26 protein-coding genes are annotated in these 26,042 nt (G+C 49.0%); 14 read left to right on the plus strand and 12 right to left on the minus strand.

Going from position 1 to position 26,042, the window contains the following annotated elements:
• Positions 1–71 precede the first annotated feature (71 nt).
• Together JKP77_RS04220 and JKP77_RS04225 are read left to right on the plus strand one after the other, a co-directional pair.
• Positions 72–584 carry a chalcone isomerase family protein gene (locus JKP77_RS04220; RefSeq protein ID WP_246601073.1) on the plus strand — a complete coding sequence of 171 codons (513 nt, stop codon included), beginning with the start codon at positions 72–74 and terminating at the stop codon, positions 582–584.
• A 2-nt stretch (positions 585–586) separates the two neighbouring features.
• The gene (locus tag JKP77_RS04225; RefSeq protein WP_218309952.1) at positions 587–1,126 is read left to right on the plus strand and encodes a DUF3833 domain-containing protein; all 540 of its coding nucleotides are present in this window, start codon (positions 587–589) and stop codon (positions 1,124–1,126) included.
• A gap of 149 nt (positions 1,127–1,275) precedes the next feature.
• On the opposite strand, the gene JKP77_RS04230 is transcribed toward JKP77_RS04225, so the two are convergent.
• The 4 genes from JKP77_RS04230 to aceK all read right to left on the minus strand — a co-directional run bounded on the left by JKP77_RS04230 (position 1,276) and on the right by aceK (position 5,817).
• Entirely contained in the window at positions 1,276–1,578 is a 303-nt protein-coding gene (locus JKP77_RS04230; RefSeq protein ID WP_218309953.1) for a hypothetical protein, read from the minus strand.
• A 386-nt stretch (positions 1,579–1,964) separates the two neighbouring features.
• The gene (locus tag JKP77_RS22660; RefSeq protein ID WP_218309954.1) at positions 1,965–3,317 is read right to left on the minus strand and encodes a sensor histidine kinase; all 1,353 of its coding nucleotides are present in this window, start codon (positions 3,315–3,317) and stop codon (positions 1,965–1,967) included.
• On the minus strand, positions 3,314–3,994 hold the full coding sequence (locus tag JKP77_RS04240; RefSeq protein WP_218309955.1) for a response regulator transcription factor: 681 nt from the start codon (positions 3,992–3,994) through the stop codon (positions 3,314–3,316). The genes JKP77_RS22660 and JKP77_RS04240 overlap by 4 nt, the downstream gene beginning before the upstream one ends.
• A 104-nt stretch (positions 3,995–4,098) precedes the next feature.
• Positions 4,099–5,817 carry a bifunctional isocitrate dehydrogenase kinase/phosphatase gene (aceK, locus tag JKP77_RS04245; protein WP_218309956.1) on the minus strand — a complete coding sequence of 573 codons (1,719 nt, stop codon included), beginning with the start codon at positions 5,815–5,817 and terminating at the stop codon, positions 4,099–4,101.
• 186 nt (positions 5,818–6,003) lie between these two features.
• Here aceK and JKP77_RS04250 point away from each other — a divergent pair, with 186 nt between their 5' ends.
• Positions 6,004–6,390 (plus strand): response regulator, encoded by a 387-nt coding sequence (locus JKP77_RS04250; RefSeq protein WP_218309957.1) that lies wholly within the window; start codon positions 6,004–6,006, stop codon positions 6,388–6,390.
• Between the two features lie 13 nt (positions 6,391–6,403).
• Here the strand turns inward: JKP77_RS04250 and JKP77_RS04255 are convergent, their stop codons facing one another.
• Positions 6,404–7,087: an SDR family oxidoreductase gene (locus JKP77_RS04255; RefSeq protein ID WP_218309958.1), complete on the minus strand. Its 684-nt coding sequence runs from the start codon at positions 7,085–7,087 to the stop codon at positions 6,404–6,406.
• Positions 7,088–7,577: 490 nt separating this feature from the next.
• On the opposite strand from JKP77_RS04255, the gene thrA reads away from it, so the two are divergent.
• The 4 genes from thrA to ung all read left to right on the plus strand — a co-directional run bounded on the left by thrA (position 7,578) and on the right by ung (position 13,038).
• Positions 7,578–10,043: a bifunctional aspartate kinase/homoserine dehydrogenase I gene (gene thrA / locus JKP77_RS04260; RefSeq protein ID WP_218309959.1), complete on the plus strand. Its 2,466-nt coding sequence runs from the start codon at positions 7,578–7,580 to the stop codon at positions 10,041–10,043.
• Positions 10,044–10,061: 18 nt separating this feature from the next.
• The gene (thrB, locus tag JKP77_RS04265; protein ID WP_218309960.1) at positions 10,062–11,009 is read left to right on the plus strand and encodes a homoserine kinase; all 948 of its coding nucleotides are present in this window, start codon (positions 10,062–10,064) and stop codon (positions 11,007–11,009) included.
• Between the two features lie 86 nt (positions 11,010–11,095).
• Complete coding sequence (thrC, locus tag JKP77_RS04270) at positions 11,096–12,379, plus strand: threonine synthase (RefSeq protein ID WP_218309961.1); 1,284 nt, start codon at positions 11,096–11,098, stop codon at positions 12,377–12,379.
• Positions 12,376–13,038: a uracil-DNA glycosylase gene (gene ung / locus JKP77_RS04275; protein WP_218309962.1), complete on the plus strand. Its 663-nt coding sequence runs from the start codon at positions 12,376–12,378 to the stop codon at positions 13,036–13,038. The genes thrC and ung overlap by 4 nt, the downstream gene beginning before the upstream one ends.
• 515 nt (positions 13,039–13,553) lie before the next feature.
• On the opposite strand, the gene JKP77_RS04280 is transcribed toward ung, so the two are convergent.
• The 3 genes from JKP77_RS04280 to tal form a co-directional block, all read right to left on the minus strand.
• Positions 13,554–13,730: a DUF3545 family protein gene (locus tag JKP77_RS04280; protein ID WP_218309963.1), complete on the minus strand. Its 177-nt coding sequence runs from the start codon at positions 13,728–13,730 to the stop codon at positions 13,554–13,556.
• 221 nt (positions 13,731–13,951) lie between these two features.
• Positions 13,952–15,601 carry a glucose-6-phosphate isomerase gene (gene pgi, locus JKP77_RS04285; RefSeq protein ID WP_218309964.1) on the minus strand — a complete coding sequence of 550 codons (1,650 nt, stop codon included), beginning with the start codon at positions 15,599–15,601 and terminating at the stop codon, positions 13,952–13,954.
• 46 nt (positions 15,602–15,647) lie between these two features.
• On the minus strand, positions 15,648–16,607 hold the full coding sequence (gene tal, locus JKP77_RS04290) for a transaldolase (protein WP_218309965.1): 960 nt from the start codon (positions 16,605–16,607) through the stop codon (positions 15,648–15,650).
• Positions 16,608–16,910: 303 nt separating this feature from the next.
• On the opposite strand from tal, the gene yaaA reads away from it, so the two are divergent.
• The 6 genes from yaaA (at position 16,911) to JKP77_RS04320 (ending at position 22,239) form a co-directional block, all read left to right on the plus strand.
• Entirely contained in the window at positions 16,911–17,687 is a 777-nt protein-coding gene (gene yaaA, locus JKP77_RS04295; RefSeq protein ID WP_218310144.1) for a peroxide stress protein YaaA, read from the plus strand.
• Between the two features lie 151 nt (positions 17,688–17,838).
• A complete protein-coding gene (locus JKP77_RS04300) occupies positions 17,839–18,474 on the plus strand; it encodes a glutathione S-transferase family protein (RefSeq protein ID WP_218309966.1) in 636 nt (211 codons plus the stop codon).
• A 122-nt stretch (positions 18,475–18,596) separates the two neighbouring features.
• On the plus strand, positions 18,597–19,619 hold the full coding sequence (locus JKP77_RS04305) for an alpha/beta fold hydrolase (protein WP_218309967.1): 1,023 nt from the start codon (positions 18,597–18,599) through the stop codon (positions 19,617–19,619).
• 177 nt (positions 19,620–19,796) lie between these two features.
• Positions 19,797–20,702 carry a hypothetical protein gene (locus JKP77_RS04310; protein WP_218309968.1) on the plus strand — a complete coding sequence of 302 codons (906 nt, stop codon included), beginning with the start codon at positions 19,797–19,799 and terminating at the stop codon, positions 20,700–20,702.
• 114 nt (positions 20,703–20,816) lie between these two features.
• A complete protein-coding gene (locus JKP77_RS04315) occupies positions 20,817–21,152 on the plus strand; it encodes a VOC family protein (protein ID WP_218309969.1) in 336 nt (111 codons plus the stop codon).
• Positions 21,153–21,327: 175 nt separating this feature from the next.
• Positions 21,328–22,239: a hypothetical protein gene (locus tag JKP77_RS04320; RefSeq protein WP_218309970.1), complete on the plus strand. Its 912-nt coding sequence runs from the start codon at positions 21,328–21,330 to the stop codon at positions 22,237–22,239.
• A gap of 165 nt (positions 22,240–22,404) precedes the next feature.
• Here JKP77_RS04320 and JKP77_RS04325 read toward each other — a convergent pair whose 3' ends face one another.
• From JKP77_RS04325 to JKP77_RS04340, 4 genes are read right to left on the minus strand one after another with little or no spacing between them, the layout of a single operon-like run.
• A complete protein-coding gene (locus JKP77_RS04325; RefSeq protein ID WP_218309971.1) occupies positions 22,405–22,830 on the minus strand; it encodes a DUF4426 domain-containing protein in 426 nt (141 codons plus the stop codon).
• A 21-nt stretch (positions 22,831–22,851) separates the two neighbouring features.
• Entirely contained in the window at positions 22,852–23,391 is a 540-nt protein-coding gene (locus JKP77_RS04330) for a YggT family protein (protein WP_218309972.1), read from the minus strand.
• A 20-nt stretch (positions 23,392–23,411) separates the two neighbouring features.
• Positions 23,412–24,233 (minus strand): pyrroline-5-carboxylate reductase, encoded by an 822-nt coding sequence (proC, locus tag JKP77_RS04335; RefSeq protein ID WP_218309973.1) that lies wholly within the window; start codon positions 24,231–24,233, stop codon positions 23,412–23,414.
• Positions 24,234–24,280: 47 nt separating this feature from the next.
• Complete coding sequence (locus JKP77_RS04340) at positions 24,281–24,967, minus strand: YggS family pyridoxal phosphate-dependent enzyme (RefSeq protein ID WP_218309974.1); 687 nt, start codon at positions 24,965–24,967, stop codon at positions 24,281–24,283.
• A 29-nt stretch (positions 24,968–24,996) separates the two neighbouring features.
• Here JKP77_RS04340 and JKP77_RS04345 point away from each other — a divergent pair, with 29 nt between their 5' ends.
• A complete protein-coding gene (locus JKP77_RS04345; RefSeq protein WP_218309975.1) occupies positions 24,997–26,034 on the plus strand; it encodes a type IV pilus twitching motility protein PilT in 1,038 nt (345 codons plus the stop codon).
• The last annotated feature ends 8 nt before the right edge of the window (positions 26,035–26,042 follow it).

Raw genomic sequence — 26,042 nt, forward strand, 5'->3', positions numbered from 1 at the left:
CTGTGTAATGGATGATCATCCTTATTGTGAGTGCTGTATAAGCTTTATCTGTTTAGTAAGGACACCCAATTATGCTGCGAACCCTTTGTTTTTTATTTCTGGTTATGACCTTCAGCAGTCAGGCCGCGATACCTGCGCCAATACAAGAGCGTATTCCCAATGCGTCAGTCGTCGGTGAGGCCCGCTTTACCTACTATTTCTGGGATGTTTACGATGCGGTTCTCTATGCTCCTGAAGGCAAGTGGCCGGCAGAACGCTTTGCGCTTCGTCTCACCTATCTTCGGGATTTTGAAGGCAAAGAGATTGCCGAACGCTCGATTAAAGAAATGAAAGCGCAGGGTTTGGAAGACGAAGAAAAGATATCGTCATGGTTGCAGGCAATGAACGATATTTTTCCGGACATTAATGAGGACGAACACTTGCTGGGCGTTGTGGGAAATAACGGTGAGGCGCTGTTTTATCAGCAGGATAGCCTGTTGGGCGAAGTGGAAGATCCGGAGTTTACACGCTGGTTTTTTAATATCTGGGTTGGTGAGAAGACAACTGAACCGGAATTCAGAGATAAATTGATAAACGGAGAGTAATAATGAAAATAAAAGCAGGAATACTGGCAGTCATGGTGTTGATTTTACCGCTGAGCGGCTGTTCGGTATCGGTTGACGGAAAGGATTATACCAATGTGTCTCCGGACTTCGAAATTAAAGAGTTTTTCAACGGCGACGTGAAAGCCTGGGGCATCGTGCAGAATCGCTCAGGTAAGGTGGTGCAACGTTTTATTGTGGATATCAATGGACGTATTGAAAATGACGTGCTTATCCTGGATGAGTCATTTGATTACGGTGTGGGTGATGGCGTGAAAAACCGCACATGGCGCATTGAGCAAACAGGTAATAACAGTTTTGTCGGAAATGCTGGAGACATCGCAGGCCCGGCTGATGGCACCGCGTATGGGAATGCATTTAACTTTCATTACGAGATGGACTTGCCGGTCGATGATACCACCTACCGCGTAACGTTCGATGACTGGTTCTGGGCATTTGATGACACAACGATGATGAACCGCTCATATATCCGAAAATTCGGACTGGTGATGGCGGAAGTCACGATTTTCATGCAGCGTCAGTAAGCTGGACAGACGAGACGGGTGCTGTCGTGCATGCAAACGCGTACAGTGCCCGCAACGATATAAATCGTGTTATACATCGATTGTATATTTTTATGAGCCATTAATTTATTCGCCGCACGTGCCACCGCAACTCACCGCGCGAGACCGAATTAGCCGTCACGCTCAACCCAGTCTGTTAATTCGCAAACGGCTTCGTGGGTCTGAACAAACGCTACCACCTTTTTCTCGACCACCGGGACATCATGCTGGTAGCGACAACAGAATCGGATCGCTGTCGCGCCGTCACCCATAACGAGCGCTCTTACATTATTGTCCTTCCCGTCGATTGCAAAATAGCCATATTGCAGCGGAACCGGCCGCGGACAATGAAATACTGACCTGGCTACCGCCTCAAGTACAGGCATTACCGCATCAGGGTTATTGACTCTTAACGCTTTTTGACAAAACGCCATGGCTTTTCTCCGGCAGCAGAGCACGACTATGTCAACTTGTAACGCGTTGCTAAGTGATGGCACGTCAGGCGCAGCATCGTTTTGTGCGGTACCTGAGCATTCAGGTGGCATCAGCAAAAGGAAAAAATTGAGTCGCACTGTTATTTACATGCAAGTGCAGAAATGACCACTGGCATCTGCCGTTCAGCGTCAGGGCGAACTGAACCCCGGCGCAACATCGATACCAGACGGCGAAGTCATCTGGAAACAGGTTATTGAGGATTTACTGTAAAACAAAATAGAGCAACAAAAACTTGTACTTTTGTATGATTTTATAACCGGGTAAAGAATTAACGTCAAACGCAGGGCGGGTTATCTAAGGGGACGGACTCTTCATGCTGACAGTGTTATTTGGGGAAGCTGAACACGATACCAAAGCCTGAACCTTCACAGAGGGGATCGTCTACAAACCAGACGTCACCGTTGTGTAAGGCGACAATGGCTGAAACCAAAGATAAACCAAGACCATTACCCTGTGACGTCCGACTGGCAGATGCACGGTAGAACCGGCGCTCAAGATGGCTGAATTCAGCCTCTTCGATCCCTGGTCCATTATCATAAATCGTCAATATATAGCGCGTTGGTGTATGCCGTAAGGAGACCTCAATACGTTTGCCTGCGCCGGCATATTTAATTGCATTATCGATGGCATTTGTCACAGCCTGAAAGAGCAGGTTGGGGTCGCCGGTCATCGTCACCTCGCCAATGTTGGTAGCTAAAGGCATTTCCTGGCATTCCATCACTGGCTGATACAGCTCGATAACATCGGCGACGATGGTATGTAATTTTAGTTCAGTAAAGCCCTGACGCTGACGTTTCGATTCAATATCACTGATGCGCAACAAGCTGTTAAACATGTTGAGAATAGTATCAGCCTCTGATGTGGCCCGGTCGCGCAGCGCCGGATCATCGATGTTCTCCAGCGTGCCGCGCAATCGGGATAGCGGGGTTCTGAGATCATGGGCAATCGCATCGGTAACACTTTTAATGTTGTCGACCGACGCTTCAATTTTGTCCAGCATGCCATTGAACATAACAGCTAGCTGACTCAGGTCATCCCAGTTGCTGTCTATTTCCAGACGCTCTTTAAGGCTGCCAGTCCGGATGATATTGTCTGCGGTTTCCGACATGCGATTGATACGATTCACTACATAAAGCGCAACAGTAAAGCTTAGTACGCAAACTATGCTTAATAATGCCACGACCAGCCAGCCGAATGTCTGTGCAATCCACTGGGCGGTATTGAGCTCATCAATATTTCTACCTGTAAAAAGCAGGCTGCCATCCTGCAACTCTACTACCTGATAGAGCGTATCAATGTGGGTATCAGGACTCCCATCGGGAGAGATGGGCATGGTGCCATTGCGCTGCTCTGATGTGACACTGCTCGGCCAGCGCGAGATGTTACTTGCCAGCAAGGTGGCATCCGGCGATTTTATTGCGTAAAGCGGCGGAGCGGGGTCGTCTGAAAAGGCATCAGCAATTTTTGCCTGAAGGGCTGATGCGGGGACATGCTCGTGCAACGTGCGCAACAGCAATGTGTCAGCATTCAGAGCTGACCTTGCTTCGCGTAGCAGACTGTCACCGCTGGACACTTTCCAGGTGTAAAGGACAAAAAGAATGGCGGCTATGGAAAGACTGGCGAGTATCACTCCCACCCGGAAGCTTGAACTTCGGGTGAAAGTTCCAATCGCAATCACTGCAGGTCTTCCGATATCCGGTAGCCCGTGCCTCTGACGGTTTCAATTAACGGTACGTTGAAGGTTTTATCTACCTTTTGTCGTAACCTGCTGATGTGAACATCGATAACGTTAGTCTGGGGATCAAAATGGTAATTCCACACATGTTCCAGCAGCATACTGCGGGTTACCACTTTTCCGCGGTGACGCAACAAGCACTCAAGAAGCTGGAACTCTTTGGACTGCAATTCAATTTCAGTATCGCCGCGGGTGACCTTGCGGTTCAGGCGGTCTAAGATCAGGTCGCCGACTTTCACCTGCGTGGCATCATCGGCGTCAGCTTTACGGCCAGCGAGACCCTCAGCGCGGGCTAGTAATTCTTCAAAAGCGAAAGGTTTGGTCAGATAATCATTGGCACCGCTACGCAGGCCTTTGACTTTATCATCTACGTTGCTTTTGGCGCTGAGCAGCAAAACCGGCGTGAGTATTTCTTCTTTACGAAGGGCATCGAGAATACTCATTCCGTCGATAGAAGGCAGCATAATATCCAACACAATCAGGTCGTGTTCCTGCGTCATGGCCTGATAAAGGCCTTGCTCTCCGTCATGGCATATGTCGCAAAGATGACCTGCAGTGCGCATTCCCTGCTCAATGTTTTCTGCAACGGTTACATCATCTTCAATTACTAACACTTTCATTGTACTTTACCGTATACATAGTCTGAATCCATCCCAGAAGGGTTTCCTGTTTTCTATCTGTATTACCCTGCCGGTGAGTGTTCCGATCACTTTTGCCGCAGTGGTCAGGTGGACTCACGTGGAAAACGCATCTGCGGATTGTAGGGCGTGAAATTCTGGACTTCACCTTTCGCCGTAATCGCCTGAACTTCCCGCCAGTACTCTGGTGTCATAAGATCGCCGTGAAGCGATTTCAGAATATCTTTGAACTGTTTTTTACCCACAATGAAGTGCTCAAACTGTTCCGGAAAAACATCATTGGGCGCTACCGACAGGGTATCCAGGGCGTAGGGATCGTCTGACTTTGGCAGCTCCCGGAAATTGCGCTCGCTCATCAGACAAATTTCATCGTAATCATAAAAAATCACTCTGCCGTGGCGGGTGATGCCAAAGTTTTTATGAAGCATGTCGCCGGGAAAGATATTCGCCAGTGCAATTTGCTTAATGCAGAGACCAAGTTCATTGATGGCGTTATGGATTTTATCCGGATCGGTTTCCTGTTGCAGGTACAGGTTCAGTGGCGTCATTTTACGCTCGGCATACATGTGTTTGACGATCAACTCGTCACCACAGAACTCCAGGCTGGAGGCACAGGTTTCCTGTAATTCGCTGAGTAATGCCGGTGATATCCGGTCGAGAGGAAATCGAAAGTTTACGTATTCGTGCGTGTCTGCCATGCGACCGACCCGGTCGGTCATCTTCACCAGCCGGTAGCAGTCTTTCACATGCTCGCGGGTGATTTTCTTACTTTCCGCAAACTCGTCCTTAATGATCTTAAAAACCACGCCGTAGGAGGGAAGGTGAAATACCATCATAACCAGGCCACGGGTCCCCGGAGCAGCCTCGAAATGGTCGTCGCTGCTGTCCAGATGTTGCAGAAAGTTACGGTAGAACACCGTTTTACCGTGCTTAAAGTGACCCAGTGCCATATACAGTTCAAAGTGCTTTTTATTGGGTAACAGTTCCTGCAAAAATGCCACTGTTTCAGCAGGGTACTGGGTATCTGTCATAAAATAGCTTCTGGCAAAACCAAATATCACGCTGAGATCTTTGCGGTCAGTCAGTAACGCGTCGATAACGATCGCGGGCGATTCATTATTTTGCAGGGCGATGACAAACGGTAGCGTTTCTTCAGGCATGCAGATACGTCCAATCATATAAGCTGCTTTTCCCCGGAAAAAGACCGGTTTGAGTAACTCAACCGCCACTACGCTGGCAAGCTGTTCACGACTGAGGCGCTCGCGCAATGCGGTTTCGAGGTGCTGCAGGTCGCGCTCGTAATCTTCAAACGGAATATTGAACCGGTAGATGTTGAAAATAGATTCATACATCTCCCGTACCGTGGTGGTGGTATCGAAGCTATTGATGATATTATGTCGGTCCTGACCTGGCAAAAAACAGCGGCTTGGCAGCATAAACATGACGCTGTCATCAATTTTACGGTGCCTGAATATGCGCCCGATAACCGAATTGTAGAAGGTTTCTGCCAGTTCAAACTGTGGGTGACCTTCCAGTAACCTTGCATAGTTTTTTTTCATCTGCTGCCAGAAAGCATCATCCTTCTGATGCACTTCAATGAGATGGTAAATTTCAGCCACCGCATCGGCCAGACTTTGCTCGTAAATCGTTATCCGCTCGCGGGACGCGCTTTGCGTTTCTTTCCATTGCGCGGCCTCGAAGCGGTGCTGTGCTCCCCGGGTGATGCGGGTAAACCAGCGATAGCTTTTGTCGAAGCTGCTGATAATCAGATATGCTACCTTTCTTGGCAGGCCCAGGTCGCTCATTGACTTTCCTCCGGTGATTCGGCTTTAGCGTACCACAATACGACTGTGGCAAAGCGTCTTGATACTAAAGTTGAATTTTGCTTTCCTAATCGACGGTTTTTGGGTACGGTAAGTGCACGTTACGTGATGTTAACCGGCTGGTTTTCTTTGTTCAGGTAACCGCAGAAAGCCGAAAAGGACACCATTGTGAGCTTCAATGTATTAGTTTGTGACGACTCTTCGCTGGCAAGAAAAATGGCAGTAAAGAGCCTTCCTGACGGATTTGCCGAAAATGTATTTCAGGCCGCAAACGGCGCTGAAGGCATGGACGTGCTGATGCAAAACCGTATGGATTTGATGTTATTGGATCTGACCATGCCGGAAATGGATGGTGTTGCCGTTCTCGAAGCGATTAAAGCACAGGGTATTGAAGTGTTTGTCATTGTAGTGTCTGGCGATATTCAGCCTCAGCAACGCGAAAAGGTAATGAGTCTTGGCGCGCTGGACTTTCTGCCAAAGCCGGTGTCTCAGCCTGCACTGCAATCTGTGCTGGAGCGCTACGGTTTTATTCTTACCGAAGCGCTCGCCGGTTAGGGTAATCTTTTACTCAGCCCATTTTCGAGGGCATCAGAAACACTTCCCTGACATTATTTCTGCTGTCAGCATTAATAGCGTAAGCTACAGCGTCAGCGACATCTTCAGGCTGCAATTTGTCTTCTTTTGGTTCATCAAAAAACGGCGTATTCACCATACCCGGACAAATCGTAGTGCAGCGGCCCTGCCACGCTGCCATTTCCTCAGCCAGATTGCGTCCGAACCCATAGGCAAACCATTTGGTCGCGCCGTAGATGGAGCCTTTTATGCTCATACGTCCCGCGGCGGAACTGGTCAGAATAAAGTGACCCGTGGTTTTTTTAAGGTGCGGCATCGCGGCTTTTGCTGACCAGAGCAGGGCTTTGATATTAATGTCTATCATGTTGTCCCACTCTTCCGGATCGCCATCCTGTGTGCCGGGTGTAGAGACACCGGTTCCGGCATTAGCAAAAACGGCGTCAAGACGACCATAATGCTCAACGGTTTTCTCGGTTACCGACTTGGTCGCTGAGTAGTCTGTGGCATCGGCAGGCACCGCCAGCGCATTGTCGCTCCCCAGCTCCTTAGCCAGTGCATTCAGTTTGTCCACGCTGCGCGCGGTTAACGCGACCTTATGGCCATCTGATACCAGACGTCTGGCGGTTGCTTCTCCTATCCCGCTGGACGCACCAGTGATGAGAATAATTTTTTGCTCCATGACTTTCTCCTGATTGGACACGTTACTTTACAAGTAAGATGCATTCCCGGTTCGTTGCAGGTCAGATCACTTCGCTGGCAGATTTAGGAGAAAAGCTAGCCAGGTGATGTTTTGGCGGTATAGATGGCTAAATTTGAAATTTGTTATGTATATCCTAAATTAATCGAAAATAGATAAGCGGTAATCTAATTGTCATCGTTTGTTTTCTGTAATTCGTGACAGAAATGCAGCTTAATAAAGAAAAAGATCAGAAAAAACGGTTTTTTATCGGCCTTACGGTTGACAGATAGACGTCTATACGGCAAATTGAACCCATGAAAAAGAGAACAATGATTCGCACCACCGGCATGATTATTACCACCTCAAGGAGGGCGGTCGCTGGCTAGTGCGCAATAGCAACAGACACCGAAAGCCCGCCCTCAGAGAGAGCGGGTTTTTTTTTACCTAAATCGCTGTAAGAATTGACGGGCGTAATATGAAGGAGCAACACATGAAAGTCTTAAAGTTTGGTGGATCGTCTCTAGCCGATGCAACACGTTATCTGCGTGTGACAGAGATTAGCACGACCACACACCAAACCGACGGTGCTGCGGTTGTGCTCTCGGCTCCCAAAGGCGTCACCAACGCGCTGTCATTGCTGTGTGAGCAAGCTGCTGGTAATCAGGATTATCAGCCCTTGCTGGAAAAACTGGCGACGACCGTAAAAGGGATAAACGACGAGCTTAACGCCCAGCTGGACGGTTACGAACATGCCCGCGTCAGTGACTATATTGACGGTCATCTGGCAACGTTAACGCAGCATCTTGAAGGAATTAAACTACTGAGCGTGGCACCGGATGCGGTAAGCGCTGGTATTTTAAGTATTGGTGAATACATCAGTGTCACCCTGTTCAGTGCTATCTTAAGCAGCAAAGGCATAACTAACCAGGTAATCGATCCTGTTTATCACATTCTTGCCGAAGGGGATTATCTGGACAGCATCGCCGATGTGGCACTAAGCAAAGCCCGCTTTGCGGATATTCCCGCGGATGGTTCTAAGCTGCTGGTCATGCCCGGATTTGTTGCTGCTAATGAAGACGGTGAGAAAGTCACGCTGGGGCGCAATGGTTCGGATTATTCCGCCGCGGTACTGGCGGCCTGCATCGATGCGTCCTGCTGTGAAATCTGGACGGATGTGGATGGAGTGTACAACGCCGATCCGAATCAGGTCGAAGGGGCAGTGCTTCTGGATAAGCTCACTTACCAAGAAGCTATGGAACTGTCCTATTTTGGTGCCAAAGTGCTGCATCCCAAAACCATCGGTCCTATCGCCCAGCATCATATTCCCTGTCTCATCCGCAATACATTAAACCCCGCCGCCCCCGGCACGCTAATCAGCAATGAAGCCAGTTCGGTGTGGACGTCGGTGAAAGGCATTTCACAGCTTGATGATGTCACCATGTTTAACGTGGCTGGTCCGGGATTAAAAGGCATGGTAGGTATGGCAAGCCGGGTATTCGAAGTGATGTCCAATGCCAACATCTCTATTAGCCTTATCACGCAGTCTTCATCGGAATACAGCATCAGTTTCTGTATTCAGAGTAAAGATGCGGTACGTGCGCAGAACCTGTTGGAAGATGCCTTTGCGCTTGAGCTGCAGAATCAGTTGCTGGATCCGATTGAGGTTCGCCACGACTTGTCTATCGTCACGCTGGTGGGTGACGGCATGCGCCAGACCAAAGGGCTGGCTGCACGCTTCTTTAATTCTCTGGCGCAGGCACGGGTTAACAATGTGGCGATTGCCCAGGGATCTTCTGAGCGTTCCATTTCTACTGTTATAGAAAGCAAGCGCGCGAAAAAAGCGGTTCGCGTGATTCACCAGAATTTTTTCAGCGATCGCCATACCATTGACGTCTTTCTGGTAGGGTGTGGCAATGTAGGCACAGAGCTGCTAAGCCAGATAGCCAAGCAGCAACCGGCTTTGTTAAAACGCAATATTCAGTTGCGGGTCTACGGTATCGCGAACAGCAGAAAGTTACTGCTGGACAAACACGGCATTGATGTCAGCAACGACTGGAAAGGCAAGCTGGATGAGTCCGGCGCGTCATTTTCGATTGAAGCTGTGGCAAACTTTGTAAACGACAACAGTCTGGTCAATCCGGTCATTGTGGATTGCACCAGTCATGAGGCAGTTGCCACACAATATGTGGAAATGATGGAAAACGGTTTTCACGTAGTGACGCCAAACAAAAAAGCCAATACCGGTTCACTGGGTTACTATCGCCAGCTTAAGAAAACCGCGCTTCGTACTAATCGCCAGTACCTTTACGAAACCACCGTAGGGGCAGGGTTGCCGGTAATCGATAATCTGCAAAAGCTGTTCAGTGCCGGTGATGTACTGCATCGTTTCGAGGGCATTTTATCAGGCAGCCTTTCTTATGTTTTCGGTAAGCTGGAAGAGGGCATGACACTGTCTGAAGCCACCGAGTCGGCGAAGCAAAATGGCTTTACTGAGCCCGACCCGCGTGATGACCTAAGTGGTATGGACGTGGCCAGAAAACTGTTGATTATGGCCCGTGAAGCGGATTTAGAACTTGAGTTGTCAGACATTGAGATTGAATCCGTATTACCGGACGGTTTTGCAGAAGACTGCAGTATTGATGAATTTATGCGCCAGCTGCCTGAATTGGACAGTGCATTTAATGATCGTGTAGAAGCCGCCAAAGCCGAAGGTAAGGTCTTGCGCTATATTGGCTCAATCGAAGGCGAAAAGTGTAAGGTTACTATTCAGGCCGTCCCCGCTGACAACCCGCTTTCGGCAGTAAAAGACGGTGAGAATGCACTGGCAATCAGCTCAGATTATTATCAGCCAATCCCTTATGTAATTCGTGGTTATGGCGCGGGTGGCACGGTAACCGCGGCAGGTGTGTTTGCCGATGTATTACGAACCATGCCGTGGAAACAGATGGCCCACTGACACGTTGAGGAAGTTGTAATGAAAAAAGTGAGTGCGTATGCACCAGCCTCAATTGGTAATGTGAGCCTGGGTTTTGATGTGCTGGGCGCCGCGCTGGAGCCGATAGATGGTACGTCGCTGGGAGATGAAGTTATTGTTGAGCAGGCCGGCGCTTTCTCGTTAACGGTTTCCGGCCCCTTTGCGCATAAACTGCCAGCGGATCCTGATACCAACATCGTTACCCGTTGCTATCATTATTTTTGTGACGCACTGGTGAAAAAAGGCGTCGAAGCACCTGTTGTCGCGTTAACGCTGAATAAAAATCTGCCAATAGGCAGTGGGCTTGGGTCTAGCGCCAGCTCTATAGTGGCGGCCTTTCATGCCCTGAATGTGTATGTTGATAGCGTGTTTGATGAGGATACGTTACTTACCATGATGGGCGCGTTGGAAGGACAAATCAGCGGCAGTATCCACTATGACAACGTTGCGCCCTGTTATCAGGGAGGCATGACGTTAATGACCGGCGCACCGTCGCCAGTAACTGTGAAGTTACCCGTGATTGAAGACTGGTACTGGGTAGCCTGCTATTCAGGTATCAGTGTATCGACCTCCGCTGCCAGAGACATTTTGCCCAAGACGGTGCCTGTGCCAACGGCGCTCACATTTGGCCGTCAGTTAGGCGTGTTTGTGCATGCGCTGCATGCGGGTGATGCCACTATGGCAGCATCCGTTATGCAGGATGTGATCGCCGAACCTTATCGCAAATCTCTGCTTCCCGGGTTCGATGAAGCACGGGCGTATAGTATGACAAACGGGGCTCTGGCATTTGGAATTTCCGGCTCGGGCCCGACGGTGTTTGCCGTCTGCAACGATAAGCAACAGGCACAGCAGATCGCCGGTTGGCTGGATGCGAACTATATACAAAACGACGATGGCTTTAGCCATGTGTGTCGAATCCCTGCACAAGGTGCAGTAGCGAAGTCATGACGTACACTGCGCAGACAATGCTGTCAGAATGACGGCGTGGTGCAGAACGTTTACGTCGATACCGATAATTTAGAAAAGGTGACATTGTGGAATTGGTCAATTTAAAAGATGCGCAGGACACCGCATCGTTTTCAGAAGCAGTAAAACGTGGCCTGGGCAAGAATCAGGGGCTGTACTTTCCTACGCATATACCGTCACTGGATGATGTCGATGGCTTGCTCGCGTTGCCATTTGCCGAGCGTAGCATACGGATCCTGCGTGCTCTCATCGGGAATGAACTGAATGAGGGTGAGCTAGAAGAGATTGTGAATACTGCCTTCACCTTTCCCGCGCCTGTCACACAGGTGAAAGATAACATTTATACGCTGGAGTTGTTTCATGGCCCTACCTTGGCCTTTAAAGACTTCGGTGGCCGCTTTATGGCGCAGACATTATCGCGGATCAGCGAAGGCAAACCCGTGACGATACTTACCGCGACATCGGGCGATACCGGCGCCGCCGTGGCACGGGCGTTTCACGGGATTGAGAATATCAATGTCGTGATCCTGTTTCCGAAAGGAAAAATCAGTGCCCTGCAGGAAAAGCTGTTTACTACACTGGGTGACAATATCCACACGGTGGCCATCGAGTCTGACTTTGATGCCTGCCAGTCTCTGGTGAAAACCGCGTTTGACGATCCTGATGTCCGTGACGGACTGCACCTGAACTCAGCTAACTCAATTAATATCAGTCGTCTGCTGGCGCAGGTTTGTTATTACTTTGAGGCAGTGAGTCAGCTGTCTGAGGAAGCGCGTAAGGAACTCGTGGTTTCTGTGCCTAGCGGCAACTTCGGTAACCTGACTGCGGGTATGATTGCCAAAGCGATGGGACTGCCGATTAAGCGCTTTATTGCCGCAACTAATCTCAACGATACGGTTCCCCGTTATCTGAAGACGGGCGAATGGGATCCGAAATCAACCGTGGCAACCATGTCTAATGCCATGGATGTAAGCCAGCCAAATAACTGGCCGCGGATTGAAGCGCTGGTAGAGCAAGGCTATATCGATAAGGCGTGCCTGAAAGGAGAGTCGGTAGATGAAGAATACACTCAACTGGCGATGCGACAACTTGCTCAGGCGGGCTATACCAGCGAACCCCATGCTGCCATAGCTTATCGCGCGGTAAGTCATGATTTGGAACCGGGAGAAACAGGCCTGTTTCTGGGTACAGCGCATCCGGCGAAATTCCGCGAAACGGTGGAAAACGTTCTGGGATCGCCACTGCATCTGCCAAAAGCGCTCGCCGATGTTGCCGGTAAGGACAGTCTGGCAGTCACGTTACCGAACACTTATGAGGCCCTGAAAAAGCACATGTTTGACGTGTTGTCATGACGCAAACCTGGCAATCGCTGCTTGGGCCTGAAAAAGAAAAGCCCTATTTTCAGGCCCTGATGCAACGTGTTGACGCTGAACGTGCAGCGGGAAAAATAATTTATCCACCCAGGGAACTGGTTTTTAATGCGCTTGACGCTACGCCGCTTGATTCGGTGAAAGTCGTAATTTTAGGGCAGGATCCCTATCATGGCCCGAAGCAGGCGCACGGCCTGAGCTTTTCTGTTCAGCCGGGAGTGAAAATACCGCCATCGCTGAAAAACATGTACAAAGAACTGGCTGCTGATCTGGACGGTTTTCGTATACCAGAGCATGGATATCTGATGCCTTGGGCAGAGCAGGGCGTGCTGCTGCTTAATACGGTTTTGACCGTGGAGCAGGGCAAAGCGCACAGTCATGCTAAATTTGGATGGGAAACCTTCACCGATGCCGTGATTGATGCCGTGAACCAGGCCTGTGAGGATGTCGTATTTATGCTGTGGGGAAGCCATGCGCAAAAGAAGGGGAGGGCCGTCGACCGTGACCGGCATCAGGTTCTGGAAGCGCCGCATCCGTCGCCGTTATCAGCCCACAGAGGCTTTTTAGGCTGTAAGCATTTCAGCCAGGCTAACGCCTATCTACAGGCAAAGGGGAAACAGCCGATTAACTGGCAGGTGTAATACCAATCCGCTTCCTTCGTGCTGAGCACACATCATAGCAAAGTTGTAGTAAGTGGAATCTGTATAAGCGGGGGGCATAACTAACGCGCTGAGAAATGCCAAGGTAATGGCTTGCAGATTATGTCATTGATGCTCGCTTGCACCGCTGACAGCAGAAATCGGTGATAGTATCCTCTCCCGTAACAGCATCCTCAGGGATTTCGGACTCTGCCTCAGGTACTCACATTACCCTGGGTAGGTATACTCATCAGACAGTACGGCTAACGCACGCAGTAAACCATTACGGCATATATTACGTTCTCTGCGTAACATGGCAGTACAGAGCGTAAACAGTACAACGCTTCGCCACACTGACAATATCAACCAACAGATAACCGCAGACACACATTCCTGCGCCTTCAGTCACGTTTTCATTGTGAGCGTCTTTATTTGAGTCGCTGCTTAGTGGCTGCGACTAGGTCGAGATACTGTCTGAAAAGTAAAAAGGCCGCCTGAATCATCAGGCGGCCGTTTGTTTATCTTTCCAGAGTCTCTAACTCGTATTCAAATCCGCAATCTAACTCTGACAACTCTTTCTCCAGAGCGAAGCGATCTTGCAGGGCTTCAATTTCTCTCCATTTACGCTTTTTACTTTTCGTTTTAGCTGAACTGGTTTCAATATCAAGCATGGCAAATAGATCTGACTTATCCACGAGGATCTCCTTTTTATTACCACTAACAACAGTACAGAGGTTTTATCTAATCCTTCTGTACAATTTTGTATCACAGCCACGATGAAAATAAAACAAGTAAGTTTACTTTTTATTAACACATTGTGACATTCTGATTACAGTGGTTATCATCCAGCGTAGAACGGCCGCCTCGCGGCCGTGTCAGCATGCACCTTTTTTAACTCTGTCGAGTTAAAATATCCTTATTTTGGTGCATTGGTGTGTCTGAAGCGTTCAATCAACTGCTGCGTGGATGTATCAAACGCGCTGCTGTCTTTTTCGCCCTGAATACCTGCAAGAACTTGATTGCCAAGGACTTTTCCTAACTCTACGCCCCATTGGTCAAACGAGTTCAGCTCCCAGACAACACCCTGAACGAAAACCTTATGTTCATACATAGCAACCAGCGCGCCAAGTGTGAACGGATCCAGTTTTTCGAACAAAATTGTGTTGCTGGGCTTGTTGCCCGGCATGGTTTTGTGATGTGCCAGACGTGTGCGCTCATCGTCTGTAAGACCTTTGCCATCAAGGTCTGCATAGCACTCTTCAAAGGTTTTACCCTGCATTAATGCCTGCGTTTGACCAAAGCAGTTTGAGGCCAGCATGGCATGGTGCGTATCGTCCTGATTCGGCACTGTCAGCGGCATGATGAAGTCAGCAGGGATAATGCCTGAGCCCTGATGGATCAATTGGTGGAAACTATGTTGACCATTGGTGCCTTCGCTTCCCCAGATAATCGGGCCTGTCGGATAATCAACCGGCGTCCCGGACTGCGTCACCTGTTTACCATTACTTTCCATATCCAGCTGCTGGACGTACGCAGGCAGTCCGCGCAGATAATGGTAGTAAGGCAACATGACATGCGATTGCGCTTCAAAGAAGTTGCGATACCATACACCCAGCATCGCGAGGATAACGGGCATGTTGCTTTGAAATGGTGCAGATTTAAAATGGTTGTCCATTTCGTGTGCACCTTCCAGTAAGCCTTTAAAATTCTCAAAGCCCAGGGCCAGAGAAATTGGCAAACCAATGGCAGACCACAATGAATAGCGTCCACCCACCCAGTCCCACATCGGGAAGATGTTTTCTTCTGCAATGCCAAACTCTGTTGCAGCCTTCACGTTAGACGATACGGCGACAAAGTGCTTGGCAATATCCTGCTGAGAGCCGCCCGCTTTTAAAAACCAGTCTTTTGCTGACAGCGTGTTCTGCAGTGTTTCCTGCGTGGAGAAGGATTTAGAAGACATCACGATAAGCGTATCTTCATGATCCAGCGAACTCAGTACATCGTGGATGTGGCAACCATCGACGTTAGCAACGAAATGTACTTTCACTGCATCTGAGGTGTAGGGCTTCAACGCCTCGGTCATGATCTTCGGACCCAGGAATGAACCGCCTATACCGATGGCAACGATATGCTTAATGGCTTTTCCGGTGTAGCCTTTATGCTCGCCACTGTGGATGGCTTTCGTAAAGGCTTCCATCTTGTCCAGAGTTGCCAGCACTTCTGGCATCACATTTTCGCCGTCCACATACACGGGTTCACCAGAGAAATTACGCAGTGCGGTATGTAAAACCGCGCGGTCTTCGGTGCTATTGATGTGGTCACCACTAAACATGGCTTGTCGCTGGGTTTCTACGCCTTGTGCGTCAGCAAGTGCAGCCAGTGTGTCCATTACCTCGGTGGTAACGCGGTTTTTCGAATAGTCGAGAAACAGGCCGCAGGCTTCGGTTTGCATTATTGATGCACGCGACGGGTCATCGGCAAACCAGTCGCGCATATGTGTATCTCTTACCGTGGCGGCAAGTTGTGAAAGACGTTGCCAGGCAGGCTGGCTGGTCAATCTGCTCATCTCAGTACTCCATTATGTCAAACGCTAAAATATTAATATTGTATTATTATATACCCAGCTTCTCTTTCAACATAGTTTCGAGTTTTTTCTGGTCGGCAGCAAAATTGCGGATCCCTTCTGCAAGTTTCTCGGTCGCCATCGCGTCTTCGTTCATTTCCCAGCGGAATTCTGTTTCTGTCATGCGATCGCCCGGCGTCTTCGAAGCGCCATTGTCTACCAGCTTCGCTTCCAGCGGGGCGTCGGTGTTTGCCAGTTCCTCTAACAGTTGCGGACTGATTGTCAGGCGGTCACAGCCTGCCAAAGCCTGAATCTCTCCGATGTTGCGGAAGCTTGCACCCATAACTACGGTGTCATAACCGTGTTCTTTGTAGTAGTTATAGATACTGGTAACAGAAACCACACCCGGATCATCTTCTGAGGTGTAATCTTCTTTACCCGTACTCTTCTTATACCAGTCAAGAATTCGGCCTACGAAAGGAGAAATCAGGTAAACGCCGGCCTCAGCGCAGGCACGCGCCTGAGCAAAGCTGAACAGTAGGGTGAGGTTACAGTTGATGCCTTTTTGCTCAAGTTCTTCAGCGGCCTGGATCCCTTCCCACGTCGATGCCATTTTGATAAGAATACGGGACTTATCTACCCCTTCATCTTCGTACAGCTGGACAAGACGTTCGGCCTTTTCAATCGTGGCGTTTTTATCGAAGGATAAGCGCGCATCCACTTCCGTTGAAATACGACCTGGAATCAGGTCAGAAATTTCTTTACCGATGGCAACAGCAAGTTTATCCGATGCATCCATCAGTTGTTGCTCGGCATCTTTCGATTGTAATTTTGCCCATGCTACCGCATCGTCAATCAGCACGCTGTACTGAGGAAGGCTGGCTGCTTTAAGAAGCAGAGAAGGGTTAGTAGTAGCATCTACCGGTTCATACTTTTTAATGGCTTCAATATCGCCGGTGTCTGCTACCACGGTGGTGATTTCACGTAATGCTGCTAACTGATTGCTCATAGTTCTCTCTAACTCTGGATGTAAATCAATAGTTGTTGCTCAGGTTTGCTGATTGCATACGGGCAAACCGAGGGAAAGTTTTATTGTACTAATGTCTGTAGGGGGTGCTGTGACAGACGTAACACTGCCAGCGTTTTTATTACCGTAGTTATATCAAACCCCCATCGGAAATTACAGTTTCGTCGTGTGTTGATACGTAATCGGACGGAGCGAACCTCTCAATCTATAAAACCACGCAAGATCGCACTTATCTCAATGCGTGTCAGTGGTATACTTTGCGCCAGTAACGAATAAGGAGTCATGATGCTAGTTGTTGTTTCACCAGCGAAAAACCTCGATTTTGAGACCGACGTGCCGGTCAAAGACTATACGCAGCCCGAGATGCTCAGTCAGGCTGAAAAATTAGTATCGCGTTGCCGGGAACTTTCTCCTGCTGAGCTCGGTTCGCTGATGAGTATCAGTGATAAGCTGGCAACACTCAACGCCAACCGGTTTACGGAATTTACAACGCCATTTACGGATAATAACGCCCGCCAGGCGATGTATGCCTTTAATGGTGACGTTTATACCGGACTGGATGCCTATTCATTGTCTGAGGACGATGCCCGCTATGCCCAGTCTCATCTGCGAATTCTTTCGGGCTTGTATGGTGTGCTCAGACCATTAGATTTAATGCAGGCTTATCGTCTTGAAATGGGCACCAAGCTGGACAATGCTAAAGGCAAAGACCTGTACGCCTTCTGGGGAAGTGATATTACCAGTAAACTCAATGAAGCGCTGGCGGAGCAGGGTGATAATGTACTGGTGAATCTGGCGTCTAACGAGTACTTTAAGTCAGTGAAGAAGCGTGAGCTTGACGGCATGATCGTGACGCCTAATTTTAAAGACTATAAAAACGGTCAATACAAGGTCATCAGCTTTTTTGCCAAAAAAGCGCGCGGAAGTATGGCACGCTATATTATTGAAAATCGCGTAAGTGACGTAGCAGGTCTCAAGCAATTTGATGTTGACGGCTACCGATACAGCGAAGAACAAAGTAGTGCAACAGAACTGGTCTTTTTAAGAAATCAGGAAAGCTAAAGGCCCGACGAAACATGGCGGCACTGTCGGTAATGATTGATGCGCAATCGCATGCATTACGATGGCAGGGACATGTTACAACCGGGTGTATTGGCCTGATATCTTTGATGTTAAACAGTATCGGTTGCTACAACATTCCAAGGAGCGACCGATGTACACCCTTTATGGCTTTCCCAAAACGCGCTCAGTGCGTGTGGCGTGGGCTCTCGAAGAGCTCGGGCTGGACTATCAGTATCAACTCGTCAATTTGCGCGCTGGCGAGCACCTTTCTGCACAATTCCGGACGCTGAATCCGGCAGCTAAAATTCCCTTGCTGGTAACAGAAGACGGCCCGCTCGCTGAATCCGCAGCCATCGTTACCTACCTGGCTGAAAAGCATGGCATGGAAGAGTTTATTCCCAAGCCGGGAACCTATCGGCGAGGTTGTTTCGAACAAATGATGCATTTTCTGGTTACCGAACTGGAGCAGCCGTTATGGAGCATGGCAAAGCACGATTTTGCGTTACCCGAACAGTATCGGATTAAAGCCATGCAAGACACTGCGCTTTGGGAGTTCGAGAGGGCACTTAAAGCGTTTTCACAAATGCTTGGCGATAGTGAATTTGTATGCGGAGACTTGTTCACAGTTGCTGATATCGTGGCGGGGCAATTACTGGCATGGGCAAAAGGCGCGTCTGCTCCAATCGGTATAGAAAACGTCGTGGCATACAGCAACCGGGTACTTTCACGTCCGGCCTATGAAAGCGCCTGGAAAAATGAAACTGCACATCTTCCGGCGTCTCTGTAATTCCAATCTGCAATAATGAGTGCTCACTCTGAGCTGATCACACATTATTACGAGTTGGTATTAAGTCTGCTAGGCAGGCGCCAACACGACACTTTTCGATTGATTGGAGCAAGGAGCAACAAATGACGTCACATTGTAAGCTATATCTTGGTTTTTTCTTGATGTTGACGCTAACTGCGTCTTTTCTTGTCAGTGCGCAGGAACAGCGTTTTGCCACCTTCGAGTTCTGTTCTCTTGCCAGTGGAGAGCGTGTAGAAAACTGTGTAATTGGCTACCGCACTTTTGGCACTCTGAATAAAGACAAAAGCAATGCGGTGCTTGTTCCTACTTGGTATGGGGGCAACTCAGAAAACCACGCGTATCTGGCTGATACCAGGTTTATCGACCCGGAAAAATTCTTTGTCATCATTGTCGACGCTATTGGCAACGGAGTGTCGGTTTCACCGTCTAATAGTAAAGTTCAGACTGAAGAGAAGTTTCCCCGCTTTCAGATTGCCGACATTGTTGCAAGCCAGCACCGTCTGGTTACAGAGGTGCTTGGACTTTCTGAGCTTTACGCTGTAGCTGGACTGTCGATGGGAGGAATGCAAACGCTTCAATGGGCTGTTCAATACCCGAATATGACTTCCCGCTACGCAGCCATTATCGGTACGCCGCGACTGGCCTCTTTTGATATTGCGTTGTGGTCTACCCGCAATACATTGCTTCGCTGGTATCTTGAATGCCAGTGTGAGGAGCCAAAAAAAGCGTTAGCCGGAATAGGGATGCTGGGAAGCGTGCCAGAGAAACTTAGTCAGGATGTCAGCAGGCTGGAGGTGCATTCTGCTATAGAAAAAGAGGCTAGTGAAATGCAGTTATCAGCAGGTAAAGCGTGGGATCAAGTCCGGCAGGCACAGGCGATGATGACACATAATATTGCCCGTAACCTCAATGATGATATGGCTGTGGCGGCACAGCAAATAAGAGGTAAGCTACTGATAGTAGTGGGAGCTGACGATCGTGTCGTGACGCCGGAACCGGTCATTGCGTTGGCAACGCTTACTGATGCCACCTTAGTTACGCTGGACAAAGATTGTGGTCATGGCGATCCATGGTGTGATGAAAGCGGTTTTAGTAAGGCATTAACAGACTTTTTATCGAAATAGCGTTTGCCCGTTTTATTGATTAGAGACAATCCGGTTTATTATTGTTAGCGTAGTAAGGACTGGCAGTGGACCTTGTTCGCTACCAGCACACCGGGCTTGGAAGGCAGTCTTGCTCATTTTAATTTATGTCTTCAGCTTGTGCGCATGTAAGTGGTTATCTGTGCGTTAGGGATGATCATGTTACCGACACTCTATCTTCATATAGGAACACCAAAATCCGGTACAACCAGTGTACAGGATTTTGTTCACGATAATCGTACGATATTGAAGACTGACTTTCATTTATGGGCGCCTGAATGTCTGGTCTTTAAACGCAACTGGGAGTTGGCCTGCTACAGTGCTTATCCTGAAAACAGTAATTACTACCTGAATACACTTCATTGCTTTTCCCGTTCTGAACTGGAAGCCCATTGTCTGAGTTATCCACAACAATTTGGTCGGATCATCAGTGAAATCGAGCGCGATGATCCGAATGCCTCAGTATTTGCCTCATCAGAGTATCTGTATTCACAATGTGAAAGCGACAGGCATCTGGTTAGATTACACTCGCTGCTGAGCAGGCACTTCAAGCGGATTGAACTTGTTTTCACATTCCGCGATCAGAAAGCGTACATCCGCAGCGCTTACGCTCAACTGGTGAAGGGGCCGCGTGCTTACACAGAGTCTTTTGATATGTTCCTGGCGTCAGTAAATACAAAGTCACGATACGATTATCAATACAGGCTGAGAAAGTGGCGGGCGGCTTTCCCGGACTCTCCGGTTCATCAAATTCAGGTCGGTAAAGGGTATGTCAATGGAAGTGAATTGCAAAAAGCACTTCTCAGCATTGTTACTGGTGATAAGAAAAGCCATAACCTCGATAAATTGCGTTTTCCCCAGCGGGTCAGTAACCGAAGCCCTGCCTACAATAACCTGTGTCTGATGCGGTACATAAACAGAACCGTTGGAAACCGGTTCAGGATTTCCCGATTATTAAGAAAAGCTTTGGTTAAGTCCCTTGGGGCAATTCCTCTTGGTGGACACTATCCCACCGCTAAACTGGATAAGGTTACGCGCCAGCTATCATCGTCAGGCAAAGGCTAAGTCGAGTCAGGCATCTGACAGACCGCATAATTTCTGGTGTGATTGAAGAACGATTTGCAAAGAAGCACCGGTAGACTAAAGTAATAGTTTTCACACTCACACAGGGAAGCTGGCATGACACTAGGGCAATTTTCTTTAAGCCTTGCAGTCAAAGATATTGAAAAATCAAAAGCATTCTATGAAGCGCTGGGGTTCAGTGCCATGACCGAATGCGGCTCGGTGGAGGATAAATGGCTGATCATGAAGCACGGAGATGTCATGATTGGCCTGTTTGAGGGCATGTTTGATGAAAACATCATTACCTTCAACCCTACGGATGTCCGGGCTGTCGAGGCGTCCCTGAAAGCGCAGGGTATAAACATCGATGTGCCGGTGAAAGGCGACAGTGGCCCTGGGCATTGTGTACTGAAAGATCCTGATGGCAACCAGATCATGTTTGACCAGTTCTGATTCACTTCTGAAAAGCCGGCGACGTTTGCGCTGCTCACTGGCTAACGGGTATGGTTTCTTCTCACTAAGTGTCTATCGTAATACCTTAGCCTGACTAGTAGTGTATTAGTATCGTTTATGTAGCCAACAAGCTGTTAAGGATTTCCTTTGCAGCTTCAGATGTGAGGACTTGGCCATGAGCGAGCAGCATTTGGGCTTCACCACCCCAGAAGCGCTACTGCGGAACATCAGACAAACTGTGCAAAGCGCAGGTCTGAATCATAACAATGCCACAATGTTTCTGTTTCTTTGCGAATTTCATTGCCAGGATCAGGCAGGATATTTTCTTAATGACCCGGTAACAGCCGAACTCGAATGCGAAAGCGAGGTGACGCCGCAGTCGTCGCAAATCTGGTTGTGTTCCATGGCCAGGTTGCTTACACAGGATAGCCCCGAAACACAGGCGTTTTGTGAAACTCTGGTCGAGCAGGTATTGCTTTATCGTGGCAGACTTGTTGCGACAAAGCCGGTAAGTTCCGGGGAGGAGTTTCATATTCTCGGGCAGGAGCCCGGCGTGAAGGGTGGCGAAGTCTGCCAGTCTTTCAGGATCACGACGCCAGCACGATTCCCTCACCTTGATGCCACATTTTATCAGGAGTTAACGCTCGAGTTCCGCGCATTGGGGTTCTCGCACATTGCCGATCTGGAAGAGGAACGCCTGACAGAACAAACCGATCTTCATACCTTCACGCGCTATCTGTTGCATCCGCAAACCTCTACCGTTGCAAAAGGAACATTGTTGCCGGAGACCGCAATACGGATCACGGAACTTGAGTCATTAATGTCGGATGGGACAGTACTCTGTACCACTACAGAAAGCGCAGGTGAAGATGAGCACAGCAATACCTCTTTATTGGTTACCCCTGTTGCCGAAAGCTTGTTTCCCGAAGAGATATTACAATTGCATCTGCAAAAAGTAGAAGATTACCGCGCTGCAAAGCCGTTTGTCTCAGTACGCGAAATTCGCGCGCTGGATGATGTAATCGATTTGCAACAACTGATTGCGCAGCGTCATCTGGAAACGAACCAGCAGATAGAATGGTTGTAGCACGGTAGGGTAGCGCTGTTATGTCGGATTTGGTTTATGCCTGCTACGCGACAGCACAACAAATTTAAAATGCCAGCTGAGATGTGAGGCGCTTCACCAACGTGGCGCGCCACAAACTCAAGCCGGACTCAGTATAAAATACTGGCAGCATAGCTAACAGGCTCGCTAGTCGGTGTACATTTGCTGCTTAAACCGCAGCGTCTCGCTATCATTATTCTTTCGTATTTCGATATTGAAGCGGAAAGTTTCCTGGTCGCGAAATGGCAGCACGCTGAGATAATAAATGGCGTCGCCATCCTCTACTTTTTTGAATGACAAATCCCGCGTGTTACCCAGCAGGTTTGTAGCCTCGCCAGATACCGAAAGGCGCTGCGCTTTGTGAGAGGCTTTATCCAGCACGGAAATGTTTACCAGCGCATTATATTTGCTGCGCACGATGCCATACGTTGAAGCCACTTCAGGGGTAAGGAACGTGGTATTCACAACCATGTAATGCACGTCCCAATCGCCAAGGCTCTCCTTTTGTTCAGCGAGAGCCGGGAATGTGATTAACAGCATTCCAACCCACGCTAACTGACGCAGTAATGTCATAGCTACCTCTTTACTACCGGATTAAAACACCCCAAAGGTGTCCTGAATCAGTAATTGTAGAAACTGAAGTACAATAATCGCAACCAATACTGATAAATCCAGGCCACCAATAGGCGGGATAATTTTGCGAATTGGTGCCAGAAACGGCTCGGTTAACTGATGTAAAACATAATCTATCGGCGACTGGCCTTGTGAGACCCAGCTTAGAATCGCGCGCAACAACAGTACCCAGAACATCAGGGATAAGGTTTCTTTTATGACATCAAAGAAGGCGACAATAACCAGTGTTAGTGGGTTAATTGCCCCACCAAGCATCATGGCCAGGGTGAAAATTTTAGCGCAGGCTACCACCAGCGCAAGCACAAAGGTCGCGGTATCAAAGCGACCAATAGAGGGAATGACCCGGCGCAACGGCCCCACAATGGGGTGGGTTGCTTTCACGACAAACTGACTCAGGGGATTATAAAAATCCGCCTGCACCACTTGTAGCCACAGTCGCAAAATCACGACCATTAAATACAGATTAAATAAGGTACTGACGAGAAATACCGTTGCGCTCATGCTTGCTACATCCTGAAAGGTTAAAGCTGTTTAGCCATTTCTTCTGCACGGGCCACGGCCGCGCGCATTGCTTTAGATACGGTTTCCTGCAGGCCTTCATCAATCAGCGTGTTGACGGCTGCAGCTGTAGTTCCGCCTTTAGAAGTAACTTGGGCCCGAAGCTCGCTTAATTCAAGGTCCTGATTGTGACAAACCATTTCTGCAGCGCCTAACATCGCTTGCTGTACCATGGCTCTGGACGACGCTTTGTCAAAGCCCATATTCATGGCTTCTTCCTGCATGGCCTGAAGGAACAGGAAAAAATAGGCCGGGCTGCTGCCTGCGGCGGCAATCACGCCATTGATACCAGATTCTTCTTCAACCCACACGGTTTCGCCCACACTGCCCATCACATCGTCTACGTACTGGCGGTTTTCGTCAGATACGGTGCTGTCGGCATACATGCCTGACATGCCTTTACCAAGCAGGCTTGGCGTGTTTGGCATAATACGCACAACCGGGTAGTCACCGCCCAGCATGGCCTGCAGCCGACTAACCGGCAACCCTGCTGCAATACTCAGAAATAACTTATCTGACAGGTCGTTATTTTTTTGCAATTCCGCACACATGTCGCCCATGATTTGCGGCTTAACAGCAAGGACAATGGCATCGGCAAAGTCACAGGCTTCGTCGTTAGATTGGGTGGTTCGGATTCCAAATTCTTCTTTTAGCTTATCCAGTTTCGGAGTAGACGGGTTACTGGCAAGGATACGGTCCTTGTCGTAGCCAGACTGGATCAGGCCGCTGATAATGCTGCGACTCATGTTACCTGCGCCGATAAATGCTAATTTTTTCTGTTGCATGGATACCCTATTTCTTTGTTTAAACCAATATGATGACCAAAGGCGCTTTACTCGCGGGCACCGAAGATGGCAGAACCGATCCTGACCATGGTCGAGCCGTTTTCAATAGCAGCTTCTGCATCACCACTCATTCCTACGGACAGGGTATCAAAATTGGTCAGCTTTGTATGGTATCGGGCGAACAAATCGTGAAGCTGGGCCAGCGTTTTTTGTTGTTGCGCCTCTGACGCATCAGCGCTGGGAATTGCCATCAGACCGCGCAGTACCAGTCTGTCCATCTGACTTATTGTGTCCACGAGTGCCGGCAGTGCGTCAGCCGAAATACCCGATTTGCTTGCTTCATCATCGATATTTAACTGGATGCAGATATTCAGTGGCGGCAAACCTTCAGGACGCTGATCATGTAAGCGCCGCGCGATTTTTTCGCGGTCCACCGATTGCACCCAGTCGAAATGCTCTGCGACAACGCGGGTTTTGTTTGACTGCAAAGGGCCTATTAAATGCCATTCAATGTCAGTTAAGTCCTGCAGTTCGGTAATCTTCTCCACTCCCTCCTGTACATAATTTTCGCCAAACAAACGTTGTCCGGCGTCATACGCTTGCCTGATATCAGATACCGGTTTGGTCTTTGATACGGCTAGTAATTTCACAGAATTTGGTGGACGATGAGCATTGGCAGTGGCGTTTTCAATTCGCGCGTGGGCGGATTTCAGTCTTTCTGCTATTGTTTGCATTATTCACCTAATGAGTGGGAGAAGTGGTTGTGGATATTACCGAACTTTTGGCTTTCAGTGTCAAAAATAACGCCTCGGATTTACACCTGACGGCAGGATTACCGCCGATAATTCGGGTTGATGGCGAAATGCGAAAGCTGAACGTTCCTGCGCTTGATCATAAGCAGGTACACGCATTGGTGTACGAGATTATGAACGACAAGCAGCGCAAGGAATACGAGGAAAACCTTGAGGTGGATTTCTCTTTCGAAGTGAAAGACCTCTCCCGCTTCCGTGTGAATGCATTTTTACAAAACCGTGGTGCAGCGGCGGTACTGCGTACCATCCCCAGCAACGTATTAACGCTGGACGAGCTTGGTGCCCCTCAGATTTTCAAAGAGATTATCAATCAGCCCACGGGGATTGTGCTGGTAACTGGCGCTACCGGTTCAGGTAAGAGTACTACCCTGGCGGCCATGGTTGACCACATCAACACGCATAAGCGTGAGCACATTCTGACAATCGAAGATCCTATCGAATTTGTTCATGACAACAAGCTGAGTGTGGTGAACCAGCGTGAAGTTCACCGCGACACTCACAGTTTCTCTAACGCATTGCGCTCGGCACTGCGTGAAGATCCCGACGTTATCCTGGTGGGTGAGCTTCGTGACCTGGAAACTATCCGACTGGCAATCTCTGCTGCGGAAACCGGTCATCTGGTATTCGGTACCCTGCACACTAACTCAGCGCCAAAAACGATTGACCGTATTATTGATGTTTTCCCGGCGGAGGAGAAATCAATGGTACGTTCGATGCTTTCCGAGTCGCTGCGCGCCGTCATCTCACAAACGCTGCTTAAGAAAATTGGTGGTGGGCGTGTTGCTGCACATGAAATCATGGTTGGGATCCCGGCAATCCGAAATCTTATTCGTGAAGACAAAGTGCCGCAAATGTACTCGGTTATCCAAACCGGACAATCTCATGGTATGCAGACGATGGACCAGTGCTTACAGCGCCTTGTCGCGATGGGTGTGATTACCCAGCAGGATGCGGCGGCCAAGGCCATCGATAAGAAGACGAACTTCTAAGGGGCCTC

The sequence above is a fragment of the Alteromonas antoniana genome (assembly GCF_019249295.1).
GTDB classification, from domain to species: Bacteria; Pseudomonadota; Gammaproteobacteria; order Enterobacterales; family Alteromonadaceae; genus Alteromonas; species Alteromonas antoniana.